Here is an 18,443-nt window from a genome sequence, read left to right as displayed (position 1 = left end):
GGAGCCAAAGCTCCACCCCAAAGCATCAGGCGCCGATAATGTTGTGTCCCGGCCCGTAGGGGAAGCCTGTGATGTTTTCGGCTCCGTCTTCGCCCACCACCAAAATATCGTGTTCCCTGTAACCGCCTGCACCGGGCTGGCCTTCGGGGATCCACAGCATCGGCTCGATCGAGACCACCATGCCGGGTTCCAGCACTGTGTCGATGTCTTCGCGGAGTTCCAGACCGGCTTCGCGACCATAGTAGTGGCTCAGAACACCAAACGAGTGCCCATAGCCGAAGGAACGATATTGAAGCAGGCCTTCGTCGGCAAAGAACCGGTTGATCTCGGCGGTGATACCGGAACATGTGGCACCGGGTTTGATCAGGCTCAATCCAAGTTCATGCGCGGCCACATTGGCCTTCCACAGGCGCAGGCTGTCGGCATCCGGCTCGCCCAGAAACAGGGTCCGTTCCAGGGCGGTGTAATAGCCCGAGATCATCGGAAAGGTGTTCAGCGACAGGATATCACCTTTTTGCAACGCGCGTTTGGTGACCGGGTTATGCGCGCCGTCGGTGTTCAAACCCGACTGAAACCAAACCCATGTGTCGCGGTATTCGGCATCCGGATAGGCCCGCGCGATTTCCACTTCCATCGCGTCTCGACCAGCCATCGCGATTTCGATTTCGGTTGCGCCTTCGCGGATTGCGGCATGGATCGCAGCACCACCCACATCGGCCGTGCGCGCTCCACCCTTGATCAATTCGATCTCTTCAGCGGATTTGATCATCCGCGCGGCCATGGTGTCGGCCGCGATGTCAACCAACTCTGGCTTGTCCAGCGTGTTCAGCGCCGTGTCGCGCGCTGCAAGCGTCATGTGGTCGCCTTCGATGCCGATCCGCTTTGCATTCCCGATCAGACTTGCAACTGCCCGCCAGTAGTTGTCGCGTTTCCAGTCCGTATAGATCACATTGTCTTCAACCGACCGGCGCCAGGGTTGCCCGGCATCAATATTGGCAGAAACGGTGGTGCATTTGTCCTGGGTCACAACGCAGCCATAGGGGCGCCCGAACGCACAGTACAGAAAGCCTGAATAATAGGCGATGTTCTGCATCGATGTCAGCAGCACTACCGGTATATCCCGCTGGGCCATGATCGCGCGCAGCTTGCCAAGACGGCGGTCATATTCGGCTTTGCTGAACGGCAACGGGGCCTTGTCGCCATTATGGCAGGTGAAGAACTGAGGGCGGTTAGAAATGTCAGTCATCCTTGGTCTCTCATCTATGCCGGGCATGCATTTTCCCGGCCACATGTCCCGGCGTTCAGGACAGGCGGTCTCGGGGTCCGAGAGCCGATCACCTCCGTAGTCGCCGCGACGCCATCGCGGCAGAGATGAACAGGTGAATCGTTAGATCAGACGATTTGCTGCGTCAAGCGGGCGAAAGGCCCCGCAGACGCTCCGACCGACGCCGCAACAGTTCAACCGTCGTCAGCAGGGCAATGGATAGGACCACAAGGATTGTCGCGACCGCCAGAATGGTTGGACTGATCTGTTCCCGCAGGCCGGTGAACATCTGCCACGGCAATGTCTTTTGCGAGGCTGAGCCCACAAACAAGACCACGACCACTTCGTCGAACGATGTGATGAAGGCAAACAGGCCGCCCGAGATAACCCCCGGCAATATCAACGGCATCTGTATCTTGAAGAAGGTCCTAACGGGCCCTGCGCCCATATTGGCCGCCGCCCGTGTCAGAGATCGATCAAAGCCCACCAGGGTCGCCGTCACGGTGATGATCACAAAGGGAATACCTAGCACTGCGTGGGCCAGGATAACTTTCAGATAGCCTACGAAGTTCTTGTTCATGCCAAGTGTACCTTCGAGGAAACGTCCGATATCACTGTAGAAAAAGAACATACCCGTCGCCGAGATGATCAGCGGAACAATCATCGGCGAAATCAGAATTCCCATGATCGCACGGCGTCCTGGAACGTGAGACTGGCTGAGCCCGATCGCGGCCAGCGTTCCTAACGTTACCGAGATAACCGTCGCAATCGGCGCGATGATCAGCGAATTCTTGAAGCTGCGTTGCCATTCGTTGTTGGTGAAGAAATCTCGGTAATGCTTCAGCGAATAGCCTTCCGGATCAAGCCGCAGCATCTCGGGCGTGAAGGTAAAGAAGTCCTGCGCGTTGAAAGACAACGGCAACACCACCAGAATCGGCGTGATCAGAAAGACGAAGATCGCACCACAGATCACGCGAAACAGGTAGTGATAGAAAACCTGTTGTGCCGTGAGATACGGCAGCAGCTTGCGCCTATACCGCCCCTCGTACAACCAATAGATAAACCAGGCGAAAAACCAGCCGCCGAGCAGCCCCAATACACCGCCCATCAACCCGGCCACAAAAAAACCCACGACACCGAATCCGAAGATATTGATCAAGCGTGCGAGGTTTTCGTTCTTCACGATATTTATGTAGACCCAGGCCAGCCCCGCGATCAGGACGGCTCCACCCAGTATGCCCAGAAGGACCGAACCATTTCCGGCCCCGACGAAAATGCCGGCAAATGCCCCGGCTAGTGCGACACTGGGCAAAACCATGGACATGGGTTTGCGGGATATCGGTGTCAGTGCTGCCATCTTGATTATCCCAACTTCACGTTATCGATGCCCACGATCTTGTCGTAGACCCAGTAGAGCAACAGCACGACCGCCAGAAGGATCGTACCCAAGGCCGCAGCCAGCCCCCAGTTCAGTGAGGACGAGATGTGATAGGCAATCCGGTTCGAGATGAAGACGCCCTTGGTGCCGCCCACGATCTCGGGCGTGATGTAGTACCCAATCGCCAGAATGAACACGAGGATCGAACCGGCACCGATTCCGGGCACGGATTGCGGGAAGTAGATGCGCCAGAACGTCGTCCAGTTCGTTGCACCCATGGATTTGGCCGCACGCGTGTACGACGGCGGAATGGTCTGCATCACCGAATACATTGGCAAGATCATGAACGGCAAAAGGATGTGTGTCATCGCGATGATGGTGCCGATCTGGTTGTTGATTATGATCAGCCGGGCATCATCAGCGACCAGACCCAGCCAAACGAGGGTATCGTTAATAACCCCCTGTTGCTGCAACATGACCTTCCAGGCGGACGTTCGCACCAGAAGAGACGTCCAGAAGGGCAAAAGGACCAGTATCATCAACAGGTTCGACACCCGCATCGGAAGTGTCGCCAACAGATAACTGACAGGGTAAGCAAGCAGGATACAAGCGCCCGTTATCACGAGCGACATGAACAGAGTACGTCCGAAAAGCTTGATCAGGATCCGCTTGTCTTCGGGTTGGGCCTGCGCGCCTTCCGGGGTTCTGCGCATATCGACGGCATTCAGGAAGTAGCCATTGGTAATCGCCGGTGAGTGGGTCTTGATCACGCGCCAGGTTTGCGGATCTCCCCATCCTTCGTGAATCTCGATCAACTTTTCCTTGAAAGGCCCATCCGTTTCAGGATCCAGTTTTTTGATCTGACGCCCGGATTTGCGGAACAGCGAAGACATACCTGTTTCTTCATAGTTCAGACGCGAACCAAGGCGAGTGTGTTCTTTGTTTTCGACCGCAACGACCATATCGCGGACGAAAGCATCGTAAACCGCTTCATCCGGAAGCTCGCCGCTTTGAGCATCCCAACCCTTCAGAGCTTCCACAGTAAGTGGAAGGGTTTCCGACACCATGCTGTTTTCCACCGAACGAAACAGCATCGACGCAATCGGCACGATGAAGGAAAACATGACGAACAGCAGAAGCGGAGCGACGAGCATCAACGCCCGCAATTTCTGCCGCCGCAGTGAGCGTGCCAGCGATTGCTTGAGCGGCGTTCCGTCCGCTGCCAGCATCGGCCCTGCATTTTGGCTTGCGTCAGTCATCTGTGCCCCTTGGCTCTGCTTGAGTCTGAGGGCGGCGCGCCGCCCTCGACTTTTTCATGAAAACGCGCGCTTATTGCGCCAACCAAGCTTGGAACTTGGCTTCGATGTCGTCGCGGTAATCCGCCCAGAACTCGTAGTTGTAAAGGAACGTGTTCTTGGCGTTTTCCGGATCGGTTGGCATATGGGGCGCCATATCGATACCCAATTCGGCATGCTTACCCACCAGCGGAGCCGACGATGCACGGGCCGGACCGTACGAGATGTACTTGGCCTGATCCGCCAGACGCTGGGTATCGGTCGCGAACATGATATAGTCCAGCGCGCGCTGCTGACGCTCTTCGCTCAGACCAGCAGGGATGATCCAACCGTCCAGGTCAAAGATTTGCGCGTCCCACAACATGGCAACGGGCTGCTTCTGCTCTTCGATCACGCTGAACAGACGACCGTTATAGGTCGAACCCATGACGATCTCGCCATCAGCCAGAAGTTGCGGTGTATCCGCACCAGCGGACCACCAGACTACGCTGTCTTTGATCGTGTCGAGCTTGGCAAGCGCCTGATCCTGTCCTTCCGGAGTGGCCAGAACGTCATAGACATCGTCCTTTGCGACGCCATCGCACAACAGGGCCCATTCCATGTTGTTGATCGCACGCTTTTCAAGCGAACGCTTGCCCGGATAGGCTTCCAGGTCAAATACGGCGCAGACATCGCTGGGCGGAGTGTCTCCGACCAGATCGGTGCGGTACCCGAAGGTGGTTGAATACACGATCTGCGGGATAAAACAGTCGCTGACCAAAAGGTCGCCGAAATCTTCGGAGGCAGGTGTGCCATCCGGCGCCGGCGCAAGCTGGGTGTCAAAGTCGATTTCCAGCGCAAGACCTTCGTCACACAGACGAATTGCGTCTGCGGCCACAACATCAACCACATCCCAGGTGATGTTGCCGGCTTCGTTCATCGCGCGCAGTTTCGCAACTGCTTCGGCCGAGCTGTCATCATTCAGGATGGTGACACCTGTCTTTTCCGAATAGGGCTCGTGATACGCCTTAAGCTGCGATTTGGAATAAGCGCCGCCCCAGGAAACGATCGTCATTTCCTCTGCGAATGCACCCCCAGCAACTGCCCCAAGTGCCGCTGCTGTCAACAATGTTTTGGTTGTCTTCATGAATTGCTCCCAGTTCTTCCCGTTTATGTGTGTGGTCGGCTGATGCACGGGTTTTCACCAGCCGGTCCCTCAGTGAGGTCGCGCTTGTTCCGCGCGACTTGGCCTATGCGTCGAGCGCACGACAATCCTGAGCCAGCCAGCCGATCTCGATCTCCTGCCCCGGGGACAGGCGGATTGCGTCTGGCGCGTTCCGGGTCTTGACGATGAACTCATCATTTCCGGCAACGGACATGCGGAAACGGAACACGTCACCCATGTAAATGAATTCCTTGACGGTTGCCTTCAGCGTATGTGCATCGGCGTGCAGGCGATCCTTGTTGAATTCTACCCGCTCGGGCCGGATCGATACTTTTGTCCGTTCGCCGGGTTCGCGAACATTGATCGGAACAGCGTCAATTTCCGAGCCATCATCCAGCTGGACGAGGCATGTATCGCCATCGATCGTCTTGATGACGCCTTCCATTGTGTTGTTTTCCCCGATGAACTGCGCAACGAAACTGTTTTCGGGTTCTTCATAGAGCTGATCGGGCGGCGCAAGCTGCTGAATGCGGCCATCGTCGAACACGGCAACACGATCCGACATGGTCAATGCTTCGGTCTGGTCATGCGTTACATAGACCGTGGTAATCCCCAGCTCATGCGCGAGACGCGTGATTTCGAACTGCATATGCTCACGCAGTTGTTTGTCCAGTGCGCCCAGGGGTTCATCCATCAACACCAGTTCGGGTTCAAAAACCAAAGCGCGCGCCAAGGCTATTCGCTGTTGTTGACCGCCAGACAACTGAGCCGGACGTCGCCCACCAAACGCACCCATCTGAACCATGTCCAGGGCCCGCTGAACCTTTTCATCCCGTTCAGACTTGCCCAATTTGCGGACTTCCAAGGGGAATGAAAGGTTTTCGGCCACCGTCATATGCGGAAACAGGGCGTAGTTCTGGAAGACCATGCCAATCCCACGCTTGTGTGGAGGGATATTGTTGATGGGCTTCCCGTCAAGAAGGATTTCGCCATGTGTAGCGGTTTCGAATCCGGCAAGCATCATAAGGCAGGTTGTCTTTCCAGACCCGGACGGCCCGAGCATGGTCAGGAATTCGCCTTTGGGCATTGCAAGGTTGAGATCTTTGACAACGAGATTCTCGCCATCATAAGATTTTTGTACGCGTTGGAATTCAACAAACGCGGCATCAGTATTTGTGTCGGTCACAAGACCCCCTGTTGCGTCAAATGATTATCCGAGAGTTGCGGATTTCATTGATCTGTAGTCAGCAGTTAAGACCATGCAGTAGGCACTTGGCAACATTAGATGACGCTTTTGCGAATATTCATATCATATTTGCTGTTTCAATCAGCAAGATTGAGGCGACCCATATGCCATGCAAGACTTTGATTGCTTGAAAGAACAGGCTTACCAATCCGTTTGCGAATCTCAGGGATTGCTTCAATGGTCCGAAGGTTGGTGCAGCTAATGAATACCGCTTCTACCGACGGATCAGATCCCAATTCTGTCGCAGCTTCGATCACGGACTGCACCGAAATCCGAGCAACCTTTGCCTCTTCGGCCTGCCCGAATGTCCCGAAAACATCCATGGTTATTCCGTTTTCCGAAAACGCGGCACGCAGCGGTGCGTTGACCTCTTCGACATAAGGCGACAGCAGCGCAAACCTGGACACGCCAAGATCCGCGGCGCAGGCCGTGGCTGCGCGCAAAGGGTTCGTAACCTCTTTTGTATTGCACGACTGTTTGACAAGTTCCTCCACACGTTCTGATCCAATGACGGAACTTGCGGACGTGCAGCCATAACCCACCACCCGGAAAGGACGCGCGCTGGGCAGCAATCCCGCCGCCGCCGGCAGGGCCTCTTCCATCTCGGCCAGGGTTTCCGGTGTCACTTCAATGCCGCTGGGTATCCGTGTTACATACAACGGGTTTTTCCGGTCCGAGAAAATCGTGCTGAATTCCGGCTCAATCGTCTCGTCGACCTGAAGAACAATCAATCCAAGCGGCGGGGCTTGCGGGTCGTCCTTGTCAAGCGTGTAAGGCACGTAGGTCATAGCTGGATCATCTCCGGCCCGATACGCGGGCTGATAAAGCGCGGAACATCGTCTGTTACGACGATGTTTTCTTCGTGAACCAAGATCTTGCCACCAACGGCAATGCCCGGCTCCAAGGTCAGCACCATGCCTGGCTCAAGAACTGTCTGGTCCGTCGGGATGAGCGACGGCCATTCGGTCAGCGACATTCCCAACCCGTGCCCCAACCGACCGGCATCTGTGCTTTCGGATGCCTTGGTCAGCACGGTGTTCATGGCATGAAACAGCTCTGCTGCGGTGGCGCCGGGGCGGGCGATTTCGAAAGCAGCGTCAGACGCCTCAATCAGCCTAGCGTAAGCAGATTTCACGTCCGGATTTGCTGGGCCGACCGACCAGTTGCGGTCGAAGTCACTGAAATAGCCATCCCAGACCAAGCCGGTATCAAGCATCAGTACATCGCCATCCTCCAAGGGGGACGAAGACGCCGGCGATATTACGTCAGAGTAACCGCCCTGCTCTGCCCCACCTGCGAGATACGGCACCCAGTCGGCACCCTCTTCCAGACAGAGTATCTGGAAACCGCGAAATACTTCATCCAAAGGCACGCCTGCCCGAGCAATCTCGGGAACTCGGGCGAAGGCCCGACCGGCTATGGCGCATGCGGTTTCGATCTTGGCGATTTCCGCCTCGGATTTGACTATGCGAAGTTGGCGCAAAACACCGTGATCTCCGGTGATGTGGCGCGAACCGAGCCTGTTTCGCAGGCGTTCAATATCCGACATGGGCATACGCGCGTGCGTCTCGTGACCATCGGGCATTCCAATACGGCCTGTGAGGGGTGTCAATTCCGTCAGGGCATCCGTCAAAAGCGAGACGCCGTCATCCTGAAGGTCGGGTGAGCTCCACGTTCGGATGTCGTCGATCCAGGTTTGCCCCATCAACGAGGCGCCGATCGAGGGGATAACCGCAACCGGTTTACCGGCCACAGGCAGGATCAGGAACCACGGGCGGGTCGGGCTTTCCCAGAATCTGGTTAGGTATCCGGTAAAGTAACGCACGTCGGTTTCCGTGGTCAGCAGCAGCGCCGACAGGCCAGCGGCATTCATCATCACCTGTGCGCGTTCGGTGCGCGCTGCGAACTCTGCTGGCTCGAACCCTCTCATCCGGCGACCTCAGAGGTGGGGCGCCGCATGCAGGCTGAACCGTTGAAACGACACCGCTTGAATGGCCCGGTGCTATGGCCCGTTCGGTGCGGATTGATATCGGCTTTATTGATATCGGCTTTCATGCAGCCCCCCGAATTTTCGTTCGTTGACGTGAGCGGATCGGTAGGGTTCTGTCAACCAAAGTCTTTTGTTGACCGGAGGCGCCAATGACCCACTCTGATCCAGCCTTCAGCCGGGCGGAATATGATCGCCGTCTTGCCAAGACCCGAAAGGCGATGGCCGCAAAGGGAATTGACTGCCTTTTTGTCGAAGACCCCTCGAACATCGGATGGCTCACCGGGTACGAGGGCTGGTCTTTTTACGTTCACCAGGGTGCCTTGATCTTTCTTGACGCGGACCCGATCTGGTGGGGGCGCCGGCAGGATGCAAACGGTGCGCTGCGCACGGTGTGGATGGGGGACGATCGGGTTTTCGGATACGCGGATCACTTCGTGCAGTCGACCACACGGCATCCAATGCAGGATCTGGCCAAACTTATTGCGGACTGCGGACACGGCCAAAGCCGAATTGGGGTGGAACTGGACAATTATTACTACTCGGCCAAAGCCCATATTACTCTGACAACGGAACTGCCCGGGGCAACCCTGATCGATGCAACGGCCTTGGTCAACTGGCAACGGGTCGTGAAATCCGACGAAGAAATCGCCCTGATGCGCAAGGCGGCCCGGATTTCAGAGTTTGTAACTGACGGCGTGCTTGAGCGCGTTGAACCTGGCCTGCGCAAGAACGAGCTAGTCGCACAGATTTACCATGACGCAATCACGGGCGTCGGTGATGACTGGGGGGATTACGCAGCCATCGTCCCACTTTTGCCGTCCGGCTCAGACGCCGCCGCGCCGCATCTGACCTGGAATGGAGATGTGTTCAAATCGGGCGAATGCACCTTCTTCGAGCTCTCTGGCTGCTATCGCCGATATCATGCTCCGTTCTGCCGGTCGGTATTTCTGGGTCAACCGCCTGATTATCTCAAAAGGGCCGAGGCGGCCTTGGTTGAAGGGTTGGAAGCGGGTCTGGAGGCTGCGCGCCCCGGCAATCGCGCGAAGGATATCGCCAAAGCGCTGGCGGCGCCTCTCGAACGTGCGGGGATCGAACGCGGTGCCCGCTGCGGCTATCCTGTCGGCCTCAGCTATCCTCCGGACTGGGGCGAACGCACGATCTCGCTGCGGGACGAAGACAATACGATCCTCGAAGCTGGCATGACATTTCACTTCATGCCCGGGCTCTGGATGGATGATTGGGGGCTTGCGATCACCGAAACCATCCTGATCAAGGAAAACGGTCCCGCAGAGTGTCTGTGCAAACGACCACGCAAAGTATTCGTCAAGCCCTGAGTGGTGCACGAACGATCCTAGGCCCGCGCCTGATCAAACACGTATCTGTTCAAGCAACCAGTCCCGAAACAATGCGGCCGCCGGATTGCTGGCGTCAGCGGAAAGATAATACCCTTCGTTGCAGTCGACAGTGCTGTCATGTGCGCTTTCGACAAGACCGGTTATCATCGCATGTTTCGCCAGGAACTCGCTGATCAGGGCAACCCCGCTGCCATGAACCGCCAATTGAAGCGCCATGCCGAACGTATCGACGAAAACGGCAGGCTGCCGCTGTACGCCCTGCTTGTCGAACCACGTCTTCCATCCGCTTGAAGTGCCGACTGCCTCTATCAATGGAAGGTCAAACGGATCCCCTGCAAGCGTCGGCGCCTTAAGAGCGACAAGCCTGTCCGGCCACAAACGTTCGGCCCCCCTGCCCACTTGTTTTTCCGATCCGAACCTGACCTGAACGTCAGCTTGCGACGCGTGAAAATCGTCAGGCCAGATTGCGCTGAGCAGCCGCACGCTGATCTCTGGATTGCGGGGGGTGAAGTCCGCGAGGTTTGGGGCGATGACCCATTGCGCGACGCTGACAGATGTGGCCACTGTCAGGACATCTCCTGGTGCGCTTGCGTCGGCCCTTCCGGCGGCGGCGGCAAGCGCCTCAAGCGCACTGCCGACTTCGGGCAGCAGTTTCCGCCCTGCATCCGTCAGGGCCAGACTGCGCGGATGCCTTATGAAAAGCGGTGTCCCCAGACGCATCTCAAGGGATTTCACCTGCTGACTGACAGCCGATTGGGTCAGGCCGATTTCCTCGGCCGCCGCGGTAAAACTCAGGGTCCGGGCCGCCGCCTCGAAGGATCGGAACCAGGTCAGGGGGGGAAGTGATTTTGCCATTGATCAAGTTATCCATTAATCTTTTTAATGCGAAAGCACATAATTCAATCATTTGTCAAAAACCACACCCGTTTCTACTTTCTCCCAGCGCGACAGGAGAGGTGTGATGAAGCCGGAAATACGCAAGATTGTTACCTACGACGAGGAAGTTCTTGTCGAGGGATTTCGCCCTGCGGAAATCCCATGGCGCATGTTCGCCGTGGCCGCAGTGATCACCAATCCCTGGGCGGGTCGATATGTCGAAGACCTCAAACCGGAAATCCACGCATATGGCCCCTTACTGGGAAAGATGATGACGGACCGCATGATCGCGTTGGCAGGCAGTGGCGACGCAATCGAAGCCTATGGCAAGGCAGCCGTCGTCGGGCTGAATGGCGAGGTCGAGCACGCCTCAGGCATTATTCACACCCTTCGGTTCGGCAACCACTACCGGCAGGCTGTCAGCGCGAAATCCTATCTGGCTTTCACGAACACGCGCGGCCCCGCAAATGCGCCGATCATGGTGCCATTGATGGACAAAAACGATGCCGGGCGGCGGTCTCACTACCTGACCGTTCAATTCTCGATCCCGGACGCACCGCGCGACGACGAAATTGTGGTGGTACTGGGGGCGGCAACATCGGGCAGACCGCATCACCGTATCGGCGACCGGTATCAGGATCTCAAGGATTTGGGTCATGACGTGGACAACCCGGCCGCGGTCTGAAATCGGCGGGCTGGCCGCCATCCAGGCAGGCACAGGTCCGGACATCCTGTTGCTGCACGGGGTTGGCCTGCGGGCCGAAGCCTGGGGCGCGCAGTTGGACGGGTTGGCCTCTGAAGCGCGCCTGACGGCACCGGACATGCCCGGTCACGGCGAAAGCCCGCTGAGATTTTTCGGTACGGAACTGTCGGATTACAGTGATGCAGCACAGAACGTGCTGGGCAATCTGAACGGTCCGGTCCTAGTTGTCGGCCACTCGATGGGCGCGATGATCGCGTTGGACCTTGCCACCAAGGCGCCCGACCGGATTTGCGGCGTCGTGGCAATGAATGCCGTTTTTGAACGCAGCGCAAAGGCCGCGCTGGCGGTTCAGAAACGTGCGGCGGGACTGGATGGGGAAACACCGGTTGACCCAACCAGCACGCTGCGCCGGTGGTTTGGTGACATCGGTTCGCCTGAACGTGATGCCTGCTGCGAATGGCTGACGGCCATGGATCCGGCTGCTTACAAGCTGGCCTATACGGTTTTTGCCCAAGGCCAAAATCCGCGGCGCGACGCGCTGGAGAAACTCGCCTGCCCCGCGCTGTTCATAACCGGCAGTCAGGAGCCGAACTCCACCCCAGACATGTCGCTTAAAATGGCTGAAATCACCCCGAACGGCCGCGCGCTGATCATCGATGGGGCGGCCCATATGATGCCGATGACACATGCAAGTCAGGTCAACGCCGCCATTTCCAGCTTTCAAAGCGAGGTGCAATCATGACCGAAATTGACCCCCGCGATCTCCGGCGGGCATTCGGCAAATTCATGACCGGCGTGACCGTCGTTACCACGCGCAGCGCCTCTGGTACGGCCCTGGGCTTCACGGCAAATTCCTTCACTTCGGTTTCGCTCGACCCGCCGCTGTTGATCGTTTGCCCCGGCAAGAACTTGTCTTCATACGGCGAATTCTCGACCTGCACCCATTTCACGGTGAGTGTTCTGGCCGAGGGGCAAGAGGATGTGTCCAACAGTTTCGCCGGCTTCAAAGGTGACCGGTTCGCCAAAACCGACCATGACCTCGACGCGCGAGAGATCCCTTTGATCAACGGCGCGGTCGCGACATTTTCCTGCCGGACCCATCGGGTGATCGAGGCAGGAGACCATTGCGTTCTGATCGGACAGGTCGAAACCTATTCCCACAACGACCGCCCGGCTCTGGGCTACGCGAACGGGCGGTACTTCAGCCTTGGGCTGGAACGGGGCGCGCTTGAACCGACGGGGCGCAGGATCGTCTGTGGCGCAATCATCGAACACGAAGGCCGCGTGCTGCTTGAGAAAACGGATGCCGGTTTCAGGCCGCCGCAGGTCACATTGTCCGACCGTCGACAGTTGCGCGACAGCCTTTGGCAGGATCTGCATGATCGTGGCATCGACGCACGTCTCGGCGTGGTCTACTCGGTCTATGACGATGCCACAGCGCATCATGTCTACATATTGGGAAATGCGCCGGAACTTCCCAAACATGGCAAGCTTGAGGCCGTCGCGATTGAAGACCTGGCAACCCTTAGCTACTCGACGGCGCCAATCACCACCATGATTTCTCGTTTCGCGCTGGAAAGCCGAACCCGCGACTTCTCACTGTATCTGGGCAGTGCGCAGCAAGGCGACGTGCACAGCTTTTCTGAAAGGACCTGATGGATGGAGTTTTCCCTTTTCGCACACATGGAACGGCTGAGCCCCGATCAACCCCATGAGAAGCTGTATGAAGAATTCATCGCGCTGTGTAAAATGGCCGATGAGGCGGGAATGCGCGCCGTCTGGACCGGCGAGCACCACGGGATGGACTTTACGATCGCGCCCAACCCTTTGATGTCTTTGGTCGATATCGCACATCACACCAAGAATGTGCGGCTTGGCACGGGTACAGTTGTTGCACCATTCTGGCATCCGATCAAACTGGCGGGCGAAACGGCTGCGGCGGACCTGATGACAGGCGGACGTATCGAGCTGGGCATCGCCCGCGGCGCCTATTCGTATGAATATGAACGGATGATGCCGGGAATGGATGCATGGGATGCTGGCCAGCGCATGCGGGAAATCGCGCCGCTTTTGCCCCGGCTGTGGGAGGGTGACTGTGCCCATGATGGAGAGTATTTCAATTTTCCTGCTACCACCTCGGCCCCCAAACCGGTGCAACCCGGCGGGCCGCCTATCTGGATCGCAGCGCGGGATCCGAACAGTCATGAATTCGGTGTGCAGAACGGCTTTAACATTCAGGTCACACCGCTCTGGCAGGGCATGCATGAGATTGAAACGCTAATGGGCCGCTTTGAAGATGCATGCGCAAACCATGAGGGGCCGCGCCCCAAGATCATGCTGCTGCATCACACTTACGTTGGCAGCGACGATGATGATCTGGGTCAGGCCGCTCAGGATTTGTCGCGCTTCTACAACTACTTCGGGGCCTGGTTTCAAAACAAGCGGCCAGTCCGGCAGGGCTTGATCCAGACGTTGACGGATGAAGAGATTGCGGCCAACAAGATGATGGCACCGGAAAACCTGGCGCGCGATCTGACAGTCGGAACCCCGGATGGGGTCACGGAACGTCTGAAACGTTATGAAGATCTGGGCTATGATGAGTATTCGTTCTGGATAGACAGCGGTATGAGTTTCGAACGCAAACGCGCATCGCTGGCCCGTTTCATCGACGACGTCATGCCAAAGTTTCAGTAAGGATCGATGATGCATCAGAAACCACATTTCCAGCTTTATATCGACGGCGCGTGGACCGAAGGGGCACACGGGCAAGTGATGCATTCGCAAAACCCGGCGACGGGCCAAGATTGGTCCAGTTTCGCCTGTGCCGCACCCGAAGACGTGAACCGCGCCGTGTCCGCGGCGCGTCGGTCACTTGATGATCCCGCGTGGCGCGATATGACGCAAACCGCACGCGGCAAACTGTTGTTCAAACTTGCGGAACTGATCGAGGAAAACGCCAGTCATCTGGGCCAGCTTGAGACCACAGACAGCGGCAAGCTGCTTGCCGAAACCGCAAGCCAGACAGCCTATGTCGGTGACTATTATCGATATTATGCAGGGCTCGCGGACAAGATCGAAGGAGCGGTTCTTCCGATCGACAAACCGGACATGCACGTCTTCACCAAGCGCGAACCGATTGGCGTGGTGGTCGCTATCGTCCCCTGGAACGCACAGATGTTCCTGACCGCAACCAAGCTTGGCCCCGCGATGGCGGCAGGATGTTCGGTCGTGCTGAAGGCCTCTGAAATTGCGCCCGCTCCGATGCTGGAATTCGCACGGCTGATCGATGAAGCTGGCTTTCCGCCAGGTGTCGTCTCTGTCATTACGGGGGATGCCGAAAACTGCGCCATCCCGCTTACCCGGCACCCGGACGTGGACCGGATCGCATTCACCGGCGGCCCGGAAACAGCGCGCCATGTCGTGCGCAATTCGGCTGAAAACTTTGCGGTGACCACATTGGAACTGGGCGGGAAATCCCCGATCATCGTTTTTGATGATGCCAATCTGGATGGCGCCGCCAATGGCTTGATTGCGGGAAATTTCGGCGCCTCGGGTCAAAGCTGCGTGGCCGGCTCGCGCGGATTGATACATCGCCCGGTACTGGAAGCGCTTGTTGACAAGATCGAAGAGAAGATGAAGGGCATCGCAATCGGAGATCCATTGGAAACGGCCACCCATATTGGCCCGCTCTGCACCACTGATCAGGTGGAAAGAATTCAGGCGACTTTGGCGAAGGCCACAGAACAAGGCGCACGCATCCGCTTCGGGGGAAAACCTCTGGACCGGCCGGGCAACTTCATGGCCCCTACGCTGGTGGAATGCACGAGCCCAGAGACCGAGACGCTGAAGGTCGAAATGTTCGGCCCCGTGATGTCTCTGCTGCCATTCGATACGGAAGAGGAAGCGATCACATTGGCCAACGACTCGCAGTTCGGGCTTGGGTCCGGCGTTTTCACTGAAAATGTCGCCCGCGCCCATCGGGTTTCATCCCGCCTGAAATCGGGAATTTGTTGGATCAACACATACCGCGCAGTGTCCCCGATTGCTCCGTTTGGTGGCTACAATCAATCCGGCTATGGCAGGGAAGCCGGGATCGAGGCAATTCACGATTACACAAGGACCAAAACCGTCTGGCTGAATACGTCGGAACAGCCAATGTCGAACCCATTCGTCATGCGGTGACAAGATCCTGCTGCATTGTTTTGTCAAAGCTGTCGGACTTTAGCGTTTAGAGTCACCTACAAAGCCTTCTTGCAACTGTTCCAACCAAATAGCTGCGTCTTCAAATCTCGTGCACGCAATAAAGTCCGAGTTTTGAGCCAGCATCTTTTCACCAATCTCGTCCTCAGAGTTTTGCGGGCGAACGAGGGAATTTCTGCAAAGAGATGATAATATCTGGTGCCCATCAGATGTAGTGACGAAGGCGGTGGGTCTGGTGTCGAAAACCTGCTCCGGTAATCCCAACTGCGCGCATCGCAGGTCCCAGACGCCCACCTGCCACTTTGGCTTGCCGGAGGCATGGCCACTGAGGTCGAAGCACTGTGCCTGGCCCAAGCGGGACCGAACACCTCAAAGCCGGCGCAAGAGCAACGGGCATATCGCGGATCTAAACTCCGCCGCCGGTCAACGCCGCGATAGCATCCTTGACCCGCGCCGCGTGATCGCGGTCGGCCGCCGCCGAGTGTGGATCAGCAAAATGCCCGCTGTCATTGTCGAAATACAGCCCCGAGGCATCGGCAAATTCGTCCGACAGCGCGGCCCGTCGCAGGATATCAGCGCCGATCGCCAAGTCATTGCCGGCCATTCCAAAACCCTCTCGGACCATCTTTGAGGCCAGAAGAGAGCCAGGGTTGACTGCGACGAAGACTGGGCCCGTTGGGTGTGCGCGCGCCATTTCCCGTGACCAGATCGTGAGCGCCAGCTTGCTTTGCGCATAGGCCTCCATGTCACTCAATTGCCGCTTACCGTGCATCGCATCCACATCCACCGGCGCCTGCGCGGCCGATGAAAGGTTCACCACGCGCCCTTCGGCTGGGATGATCGGCAACAACCGTCGGGTCAGCACATGGGGCGTCAGAGCGTTTACCACGAACCGAACATCCATCCCGTCGGCCCGGCGCGGGCGCGGAGTCTTGTAGACACCGGCATTGTTGATCAGAACGTCCAGCCGGTCGTGCCGGGCACGCACGGCGTCAGCAAGCGCGGCGGCTTCGTCCAGATCGGAAAGATCGGCGCGGAAGGTCTCGGGGTTGCCGCCAACCGTCTGCGCGGCGGCCTTCAGCTTGTCAGAGCTGCGTCCGTGCAGCAGCACGCGGTGGCCTTCGGCCGCCAGTGTCTTGGCGGTCAACAGGCCGATGCCGTCGGTCGCGCCGGTGATCAGTATAGTCTTGGGCATTGAGGCCTCCTTGGGGATGAAATCAGTCGTGAAACTCGGGCAGGACCTCGTCGGCCAGCCGGTGCAGGGTGGGTTCGATCCCGGCCACGTTAAAGCGCAGGTTCAGTGCCACGTGGTTGATGCCCAAATCGCGGATCTCGTGCAGGTAGCGGCGCAGGTAATCGGTGCCGGCACTGAACCCAAGATGGATCGGGCGCGGCGGAGCGTCGGCTTGGTCCACCAGATCAACATAGAGCGACTGCATCACCGGTTTGTCGGGCAAGCCGGCCTGTGCCACGCGCGCTCGATAGTCGGCCACAACGCGGGACTGCGCCGCCGTACCACGCGGATAGGTCATCCAGCCGTCACCGTGGCGCGCCACCCACTCTGGCGTCTGCTGGCTGCCACCGGTGATAAGCAGCGGCAGGCGCCCGGCGGCAGGCTTAGGCAACATGTCGATACCGCCAGAGAGGTCGCCCTGCGGGTTATCCAGTCGCGGGTAATCCTGCGCCATGGCGCGGATATAGACCAGGCTGTCACGGAAGCGCGCCCCGCGATCAGAGAAATCCTTGTTCAGCGCCGGGTATTCCTCGGGACGATCCCCCGAGGCCACACCCAGAAGCAGCCGCCCGCCCGACAGCTGGTCGGCCGAGGCTGCCGCCTTGGCCACATGGGCCGGGTGCCGTAATGGCAGCACGATCGAAGCCACGCCAAGCGCGATGTCGCGCGTCGCAACACCCAGCGCGCCGAGATAGACGAAAGGATCGAACACCTGTCCCGCATCGCCGAACGAGGGCACGTTGAAGGGCACGTCTCGCAGCCAAAGCGCGGCAAAGCCCAGTTCGTCGGCCAGCGCGGCGCGCTCCAGATGGCGCGTCATAGTAGGTACCGGATCGTTGCGGTTTGCCTCGAGCGGGACCACAAGCCCAATGCTCAGCCTACCAGGGCGGAACACCGCGTTGAACGCGCGGTTGAGCGGCGCGAAGTTTGGCGTGTTGGATTTGTCCAGCATTTTCTGCCTTTCTCAGAACCGCACCAGCGCCCGGCTTTCCAGGCTTTTGCGGATGGTTTGCCGATCGGGATCTTCGGCAAGATCAATCGCGCTGTGGCCCACCGTTGGACGGCCGCGATTGTCGTAGATGTTGAACCAGACGATCTCGTCCGGCGTCATGCGCGACAGATACACCCAATCATGACGCGGATTGGCCGCCAGACCGAGGATACGACCGCGCCGGTCGGGATAGATCAGGTCGATGTTGATCCAGTCCGCGTCGTCCACGGTTGCAGGGCGTACGAAACCCAGCGGGGCGGTGTTGATCGGGTTTTCCACCGGCCGCCACAGGTTAACGAAGGCGTAATGCCCCGCCGCCCAATCGCGCGCCCGCTCGGGCCCGAGGATGTCCACCAGCCGCTGGTGCGCACCTTGCGGGCTCAGGTCGCTGTGCACGTTGCGCGCGGGGCGGCGGTTGGCTGCCGGGTCGTCAATGCGCAATGTGTGGTCGAAGAACAGCACCTCGCGCGCGCCGATCCGGTCGCACAGCAGCTCGGCCAGTTCGCGGTCGTAGACCTCCTGCCAGCCGGGGGATTCGAAACTGGTCACCCGCGTCGGTGCCACACCAAATTCGAACCCGTCAGAGACAAAGCTGGCCCCTGCCCGCCCGGCACGCAGATCGGTCAGCGCCACCTCGGTCGCGGCCAGTTCGGGCGAGACCAGATTGCCAGCGATGCTGTCCGCGTCCAGCACGAATGCCTGCGGCGCGGGCTTGTGAACATGATAATTGACGGTTCCGGTCCGGGTCATGAAAGCCTCCTTGGGGG

At 58.3% G+C, this 18,443-nt stretch carries 17 protein-coding genes; 6 read left to right on the top strand and 11 right to left on the bottom strand.

What is annotated here, in order from left to right:
* Positions 1–25: 25 nt before the first annotated feature.
* From GOW56_RS00755 to GOW56_RS00725, 7 genes are all read right to left on the bottom strand, one after another.
* Positions 26–1,246, bottom strand: coding sequence for an aminopeptidase P family protein (locus GOW56_RS00755; RefSeq protein ID WP_171204654.1), 1,221 nt, complete (start codon positions 1,244–1,246; stop codon positions 26–28).
* A 163-nt stretch (positions 1,247–1,409) separates the two neighbouring features.
* Entirely contained in the window at positions 1,410–2,621 is a 1,212-nt protein-coding gene (locus tag GOW56_RS00750) for an ABC transporter permease (RefSeq protein WP_171204653.1), read from the bottom strand.
* A gap of 5 nt (positions 2,622–2,626) precedes the next feature.
* Positions 2,627–3,901, bottom strand: coding sequence for an ABC transporter permease (locus GOW56_RS00745; RefSeq protein WP_171204652.1), 1,275 nt, complete (start codon positions 3,899–3,901; stop codon positions 2,627–2,629).
* A gap of 70 nt (positions 3,902–3,971) precedes the next feature.
* Positions 3,972–5,063 carry an extracellular solute-binding protein gene (locus tag GOW56_RS00740; protein WP_171204651.1) on the bottom strand — a complete coding sequence of 364 codons (1,092 nt, stop codon included), beginning with the start codon at positions 5,061–5,063 and terminating at the stop codon, positions 3,972–3,974.
* Between the two features lie 103 nt (positions 5,064–5,166).
* Positions 5,167–6,267, bottom strand: coding sequence for an ABC transporter ATP-binding protein (locus tag GOW56_RS00735; RefSeq protein WP_171204650.1), 1,101 nt, complete (start codon positions 6,265–6,267; stop codon positions 5,167–5,169).
* A 137-nt stretch (positions 6,268–6,404) separates the two neighbouring features.
* Positions 6,405–7,115, bottom strand: a complete 711-nt coding sequence (locus tag GOW56_RS00730; RefSeq protein ID WP_171168409.1) for an aspartate/glutamate racemase family protein — start codon at positions 7,113–7,115, stop codon at positions 6,405–6,407.
* The gene (locus GOW56_RS00725; RefSeq protein WP_171168411.1) at positions 7,112–8,257 is read right to left on the bottom strand and encodes a Xaa-Pro peptidase family protein; all 1,146 of its coding nucleotides are present in this window, start codon (positions 8,255–8,257) and stop codon (positions 7,112–7,114) included. Before GOW56_RS00725 ends, GOW56_RS00730 begins: the two co-directional genes overlap by 4 nt.
* Before the next feature lie 209 nt (positions 8,258–8,466).
* On the opposite strand from GOW56_RS00725, the gene GOW56_RS00720 reads away from it, so the two are divergent.
* Positions 8,467–9,651: a M24 family metallopeptidase gene (locus GOW56_RS00720; RefSeq protein WP_171204649.1), complete on the top strand. Its 1,185-nt coding sequence runs from the start codon at positions 8,467–8,469 to the stop codon at positions 9,649–9,651.
* A 33-nt stretch (positions 9,652–9,684) separates the two neighbouring features.
* On the opposite strand, the gene GOW56_RS00715 is transcribed toward GOW56_RS00720, so the two are convergent.
* The gene (locus GOW56_RS00715; protein WP_171204648.1) at positions 9,685–10,527 is read right to left on the bottom strand and encodes a LysR family transcriptional regulator; all 843 of its coding nucleotides are present in this window, start codon (positions 10,525–10,527) and stop codon (positions 9,685–9,687) included.
* A gap of 106 nt (positions 10,528–10,633) precedes the next feature.
* On the opposite strand from GOW56_RS00715, the gene GOW56_RS00710 reads away from it, so the two are divergent.
* Genes GOW56_RS00710 through GOW56_RS00690 form a run of 5 tightly spaced genes read left to right on the top strand, consistent with a single transcriptional unit; the run spans position 10,634 to position 15,433 of the window.
* Positions 10,634–11,233 carry an amino acid synthesis family protein gene (locus GOW56_RS00710; protein WP_171204647.1) on the top strand — a complete coding sequence of 200 codons (600 nt, stop codon included), beginning with the start codon at positions 10,634–10,636 and terminating at the stop codon, positions 11,231–11,233.
* Positions 11,205–11,993: an alpha/beta fold hydrolase gene (locus GOW56_RS00705; RefSeq protein ID WP_171204646.1), complete on the top strand. Its 789-nt coding sequence runs from the start codon at positions 11,205–11,207 to the stop codon at positions 11,991–11,993. The genes GOW56_RS00710 and GOW56_RS00705 overlap by 29 nt, the downstream gene beginning before the upstream one ends.
* Entirely contained in the window at positions 11,990–12,907 is a 918-nt protein-coding gene (locus GOW56_RS00700) for a flavin reductase family protein (RefSeq protein WP_171204645.1), read from the top strand. The genes GOW56_RS00705 and GOW56_RS00700 overlap by 4 nt, the downstream gene beginning before the upstream one ends.
* A 3-nt stretch (positions 12,908–12,910) precedes the next feature.
* Positions 12,911–13,945: an LLM class flavin-dependent oxidoreductase gene (locus GOW56_RS00695; RefSeq protein ID WP_171204644.1), complete on the top strand. Its 1,035-nt coding sequence runs from the start codon at positions 12,911–12,913 to the stop codon at positions 13,943–13,945.
* Between the two features lie 9 nt (positions 13,946–13,954).
* Positions 13,955–15,433 (top strand): aldehyde dehydrogenase, encoded by a 1,479-nt coding sequence (locus GOW56_RS00690; RefSeq protein WP_171204643.1) that lies wholly within the window; start codon positions 13,955–13,957, stop codon positions 15,431–15,433.
* A 424-nt stretch (positions 15,434–15,857) separates the two neighbouring features.
* On the opposite strand, the gene GOW56_RS00685 is transcribed toward GOW56_RS00690, so the two are convergent.
* The 3 genes from GOW56_RS00685 to GOW56_RS00675 form a co-directional block, all read right to left on the bottom strand.
* Positions 15,858–16,646, bottom strand: coding sequence for an SDR family NAD(P)-dependent oxidoreductase (locus GOW56_RS00685; protein WP_171204642.1), 789 nt, complete (start codon positions 16,644–16,646; stop codon positions 15,858–15,860).
* A 22-nt stretch (positions 16,647–16,668) separates the two neighbouring features.
* Positions 16,669–17,580: an LLM class oxidoreductase gene (locus GOW56_RS00680; protein ID WP_371807864.1), complete on the bottom strand. Its 912-nt coding sequence runs from the start codon at positions 17,578–17,580 to the stop codon at positions 16,669–16,671.
* 69 nt (positions 17,581–17,649) lie between these two features.
* Positions 17,650–18,426 (bottom strand): CmcJ/NvfI family oxidoreductase, encoded by a 777-nt coding sequence (locus tag GOW56_RS00675; protein ID WP_171204640.1) that lies wholly within the window; start codon positions 18,424–18,426, stop codon positions 17,650–17,652.
* Between the last annotated feature and the right edge of the window lie 17 nt (positions 18,427–18,443).

Origin of the sequence: Ruegeria sp. HKCCA0235A (assembly GCF_013033235.1) — a bacterium.
Taxonomy (GTDB): Bacteria; Pseudomonadota; Alphaproteobacteria; order Rhodobacterales; family Rhodobacteraceae; genus Ruegeria.
The sequence above is the reverse complement of the archived record's forward strand: the minus strand, read 5'-3'. Positions and strand labels throughout refer to the sequence as shown.

What these genes read in the sequence shown, in the direction of transcription:
- GOW56_RS00755 (WP_171204654.1), bottom strand. Translation starts at nt 1,246, where the DNA reads ATGACTGACATTTCTAACCGCCCTCAGTTCTTCACCTGCCATAATGGC.
- GOW56_RS00750 (WP_171204653.1), bottom strand. Translation starts at nt 2,621, where the DNA reads ATGGCAGCACTGACACCGATATCCCGCAAACCCATGTCCATGGTTTTG.
- GOW56_RS00745 (WP_171204652.1), bottom strand. Translation starts at nt 3,901, where the DNA reads ATGACTGACGCAAGCCAAAATGCAGGGCCGATGCTGGCAGCGGACGGA.
- GOW56_RS00740 (WP_171204651.1), bottom strand. Translation starts at nt 5,063, where the DNA reads ATGAAGACAACCAAAACATTGTTGACAGCAGCGGCACTTGGGGCAGTT.
- GOW56_RS00730 (WP_171168409.1), bottom strand. Translation starts at nt 7,115, where the DNA reads ATGACCTACGTGCCTTACACGCTTGACAAGGACGACCCGCAAGCCCCG.
- GOW56_RS00725 (WP_171168411.1), bottom strand. Translation starts at nt 8,257, where the DNA reads ATGAGAGGGTTCGAGCCAGCAGAGTTCGCAGCGCGCACCGAACGCGCA.
- GOW56_RS00720 (WP_171204649.1), top strand. Translation starts at nt 8,467, where the DNA reads ATGACCCACTCTGATCCAGCCTTCAGCCGGGCGGAATATGATCGCCGT.
- GOW56_RS00715 (WP_171204648.1), bottom strand. Translation starts at nt 10,527, where the DNA reads ATGGCAAAATCACTTCCCCCCCTGACCTGGTTCCGATCCTTCGAGGCG.
- GOW56_RS00710 (WP_171204647.1), top strand. Translation starts at nt 10,634, where the DNA reads ATGAAGCCGGAAATACGCAAGATTGTTACCTACGACGAGGAAGTTCTT.
- GOW56_RS00705 (WP_171204646.1), top strand. Translation starts at nt 11,205, where the DNA reads ATGACGTGGACAACCCGGCCGCGGTCTGAAATCGGCGGGCTGGCCGCC.
- GOW56_RS00700 (WP_171204645.1), top strand. Translation starts at nt 11,990, where the DNA reads ATGACCGAAATTGACCCCCGCGATCTCCGGCGGGCATTCGGCAAATTC.
- GOW56_RS00695 (WP_171204644.1), top strand. Translation starts at nt 12,911, where the DNA reads ATGGAGTTTTCCCTTTTCGCACACATGGAACGGCTGAGCCCCGATCAA.
- GOW56_RS00690 (WP_171204643.1), top strand. Translation starts at nt 13,955, where the DNA reads ATGCATCAGAAACCACATTTCCAGCTTTATATCGACGGCGCGTGGACC.
- GOW56_RS00685 (WP_171204642.1), bottom strand. Translation starts at nt 16,646, where the DNA reads ATGCCCAAGACTATACTGATCACCGGCGCGACCGACGGCATCGGCCTG.
- GOW56_RS00675 (WP_171204640.1), bottom strand. Translation starts at nt 18,426, where the DNA reads ATGACCCGGACCGGAACCGTCAATTATCATGTTCACAAGCCCGCGCCG.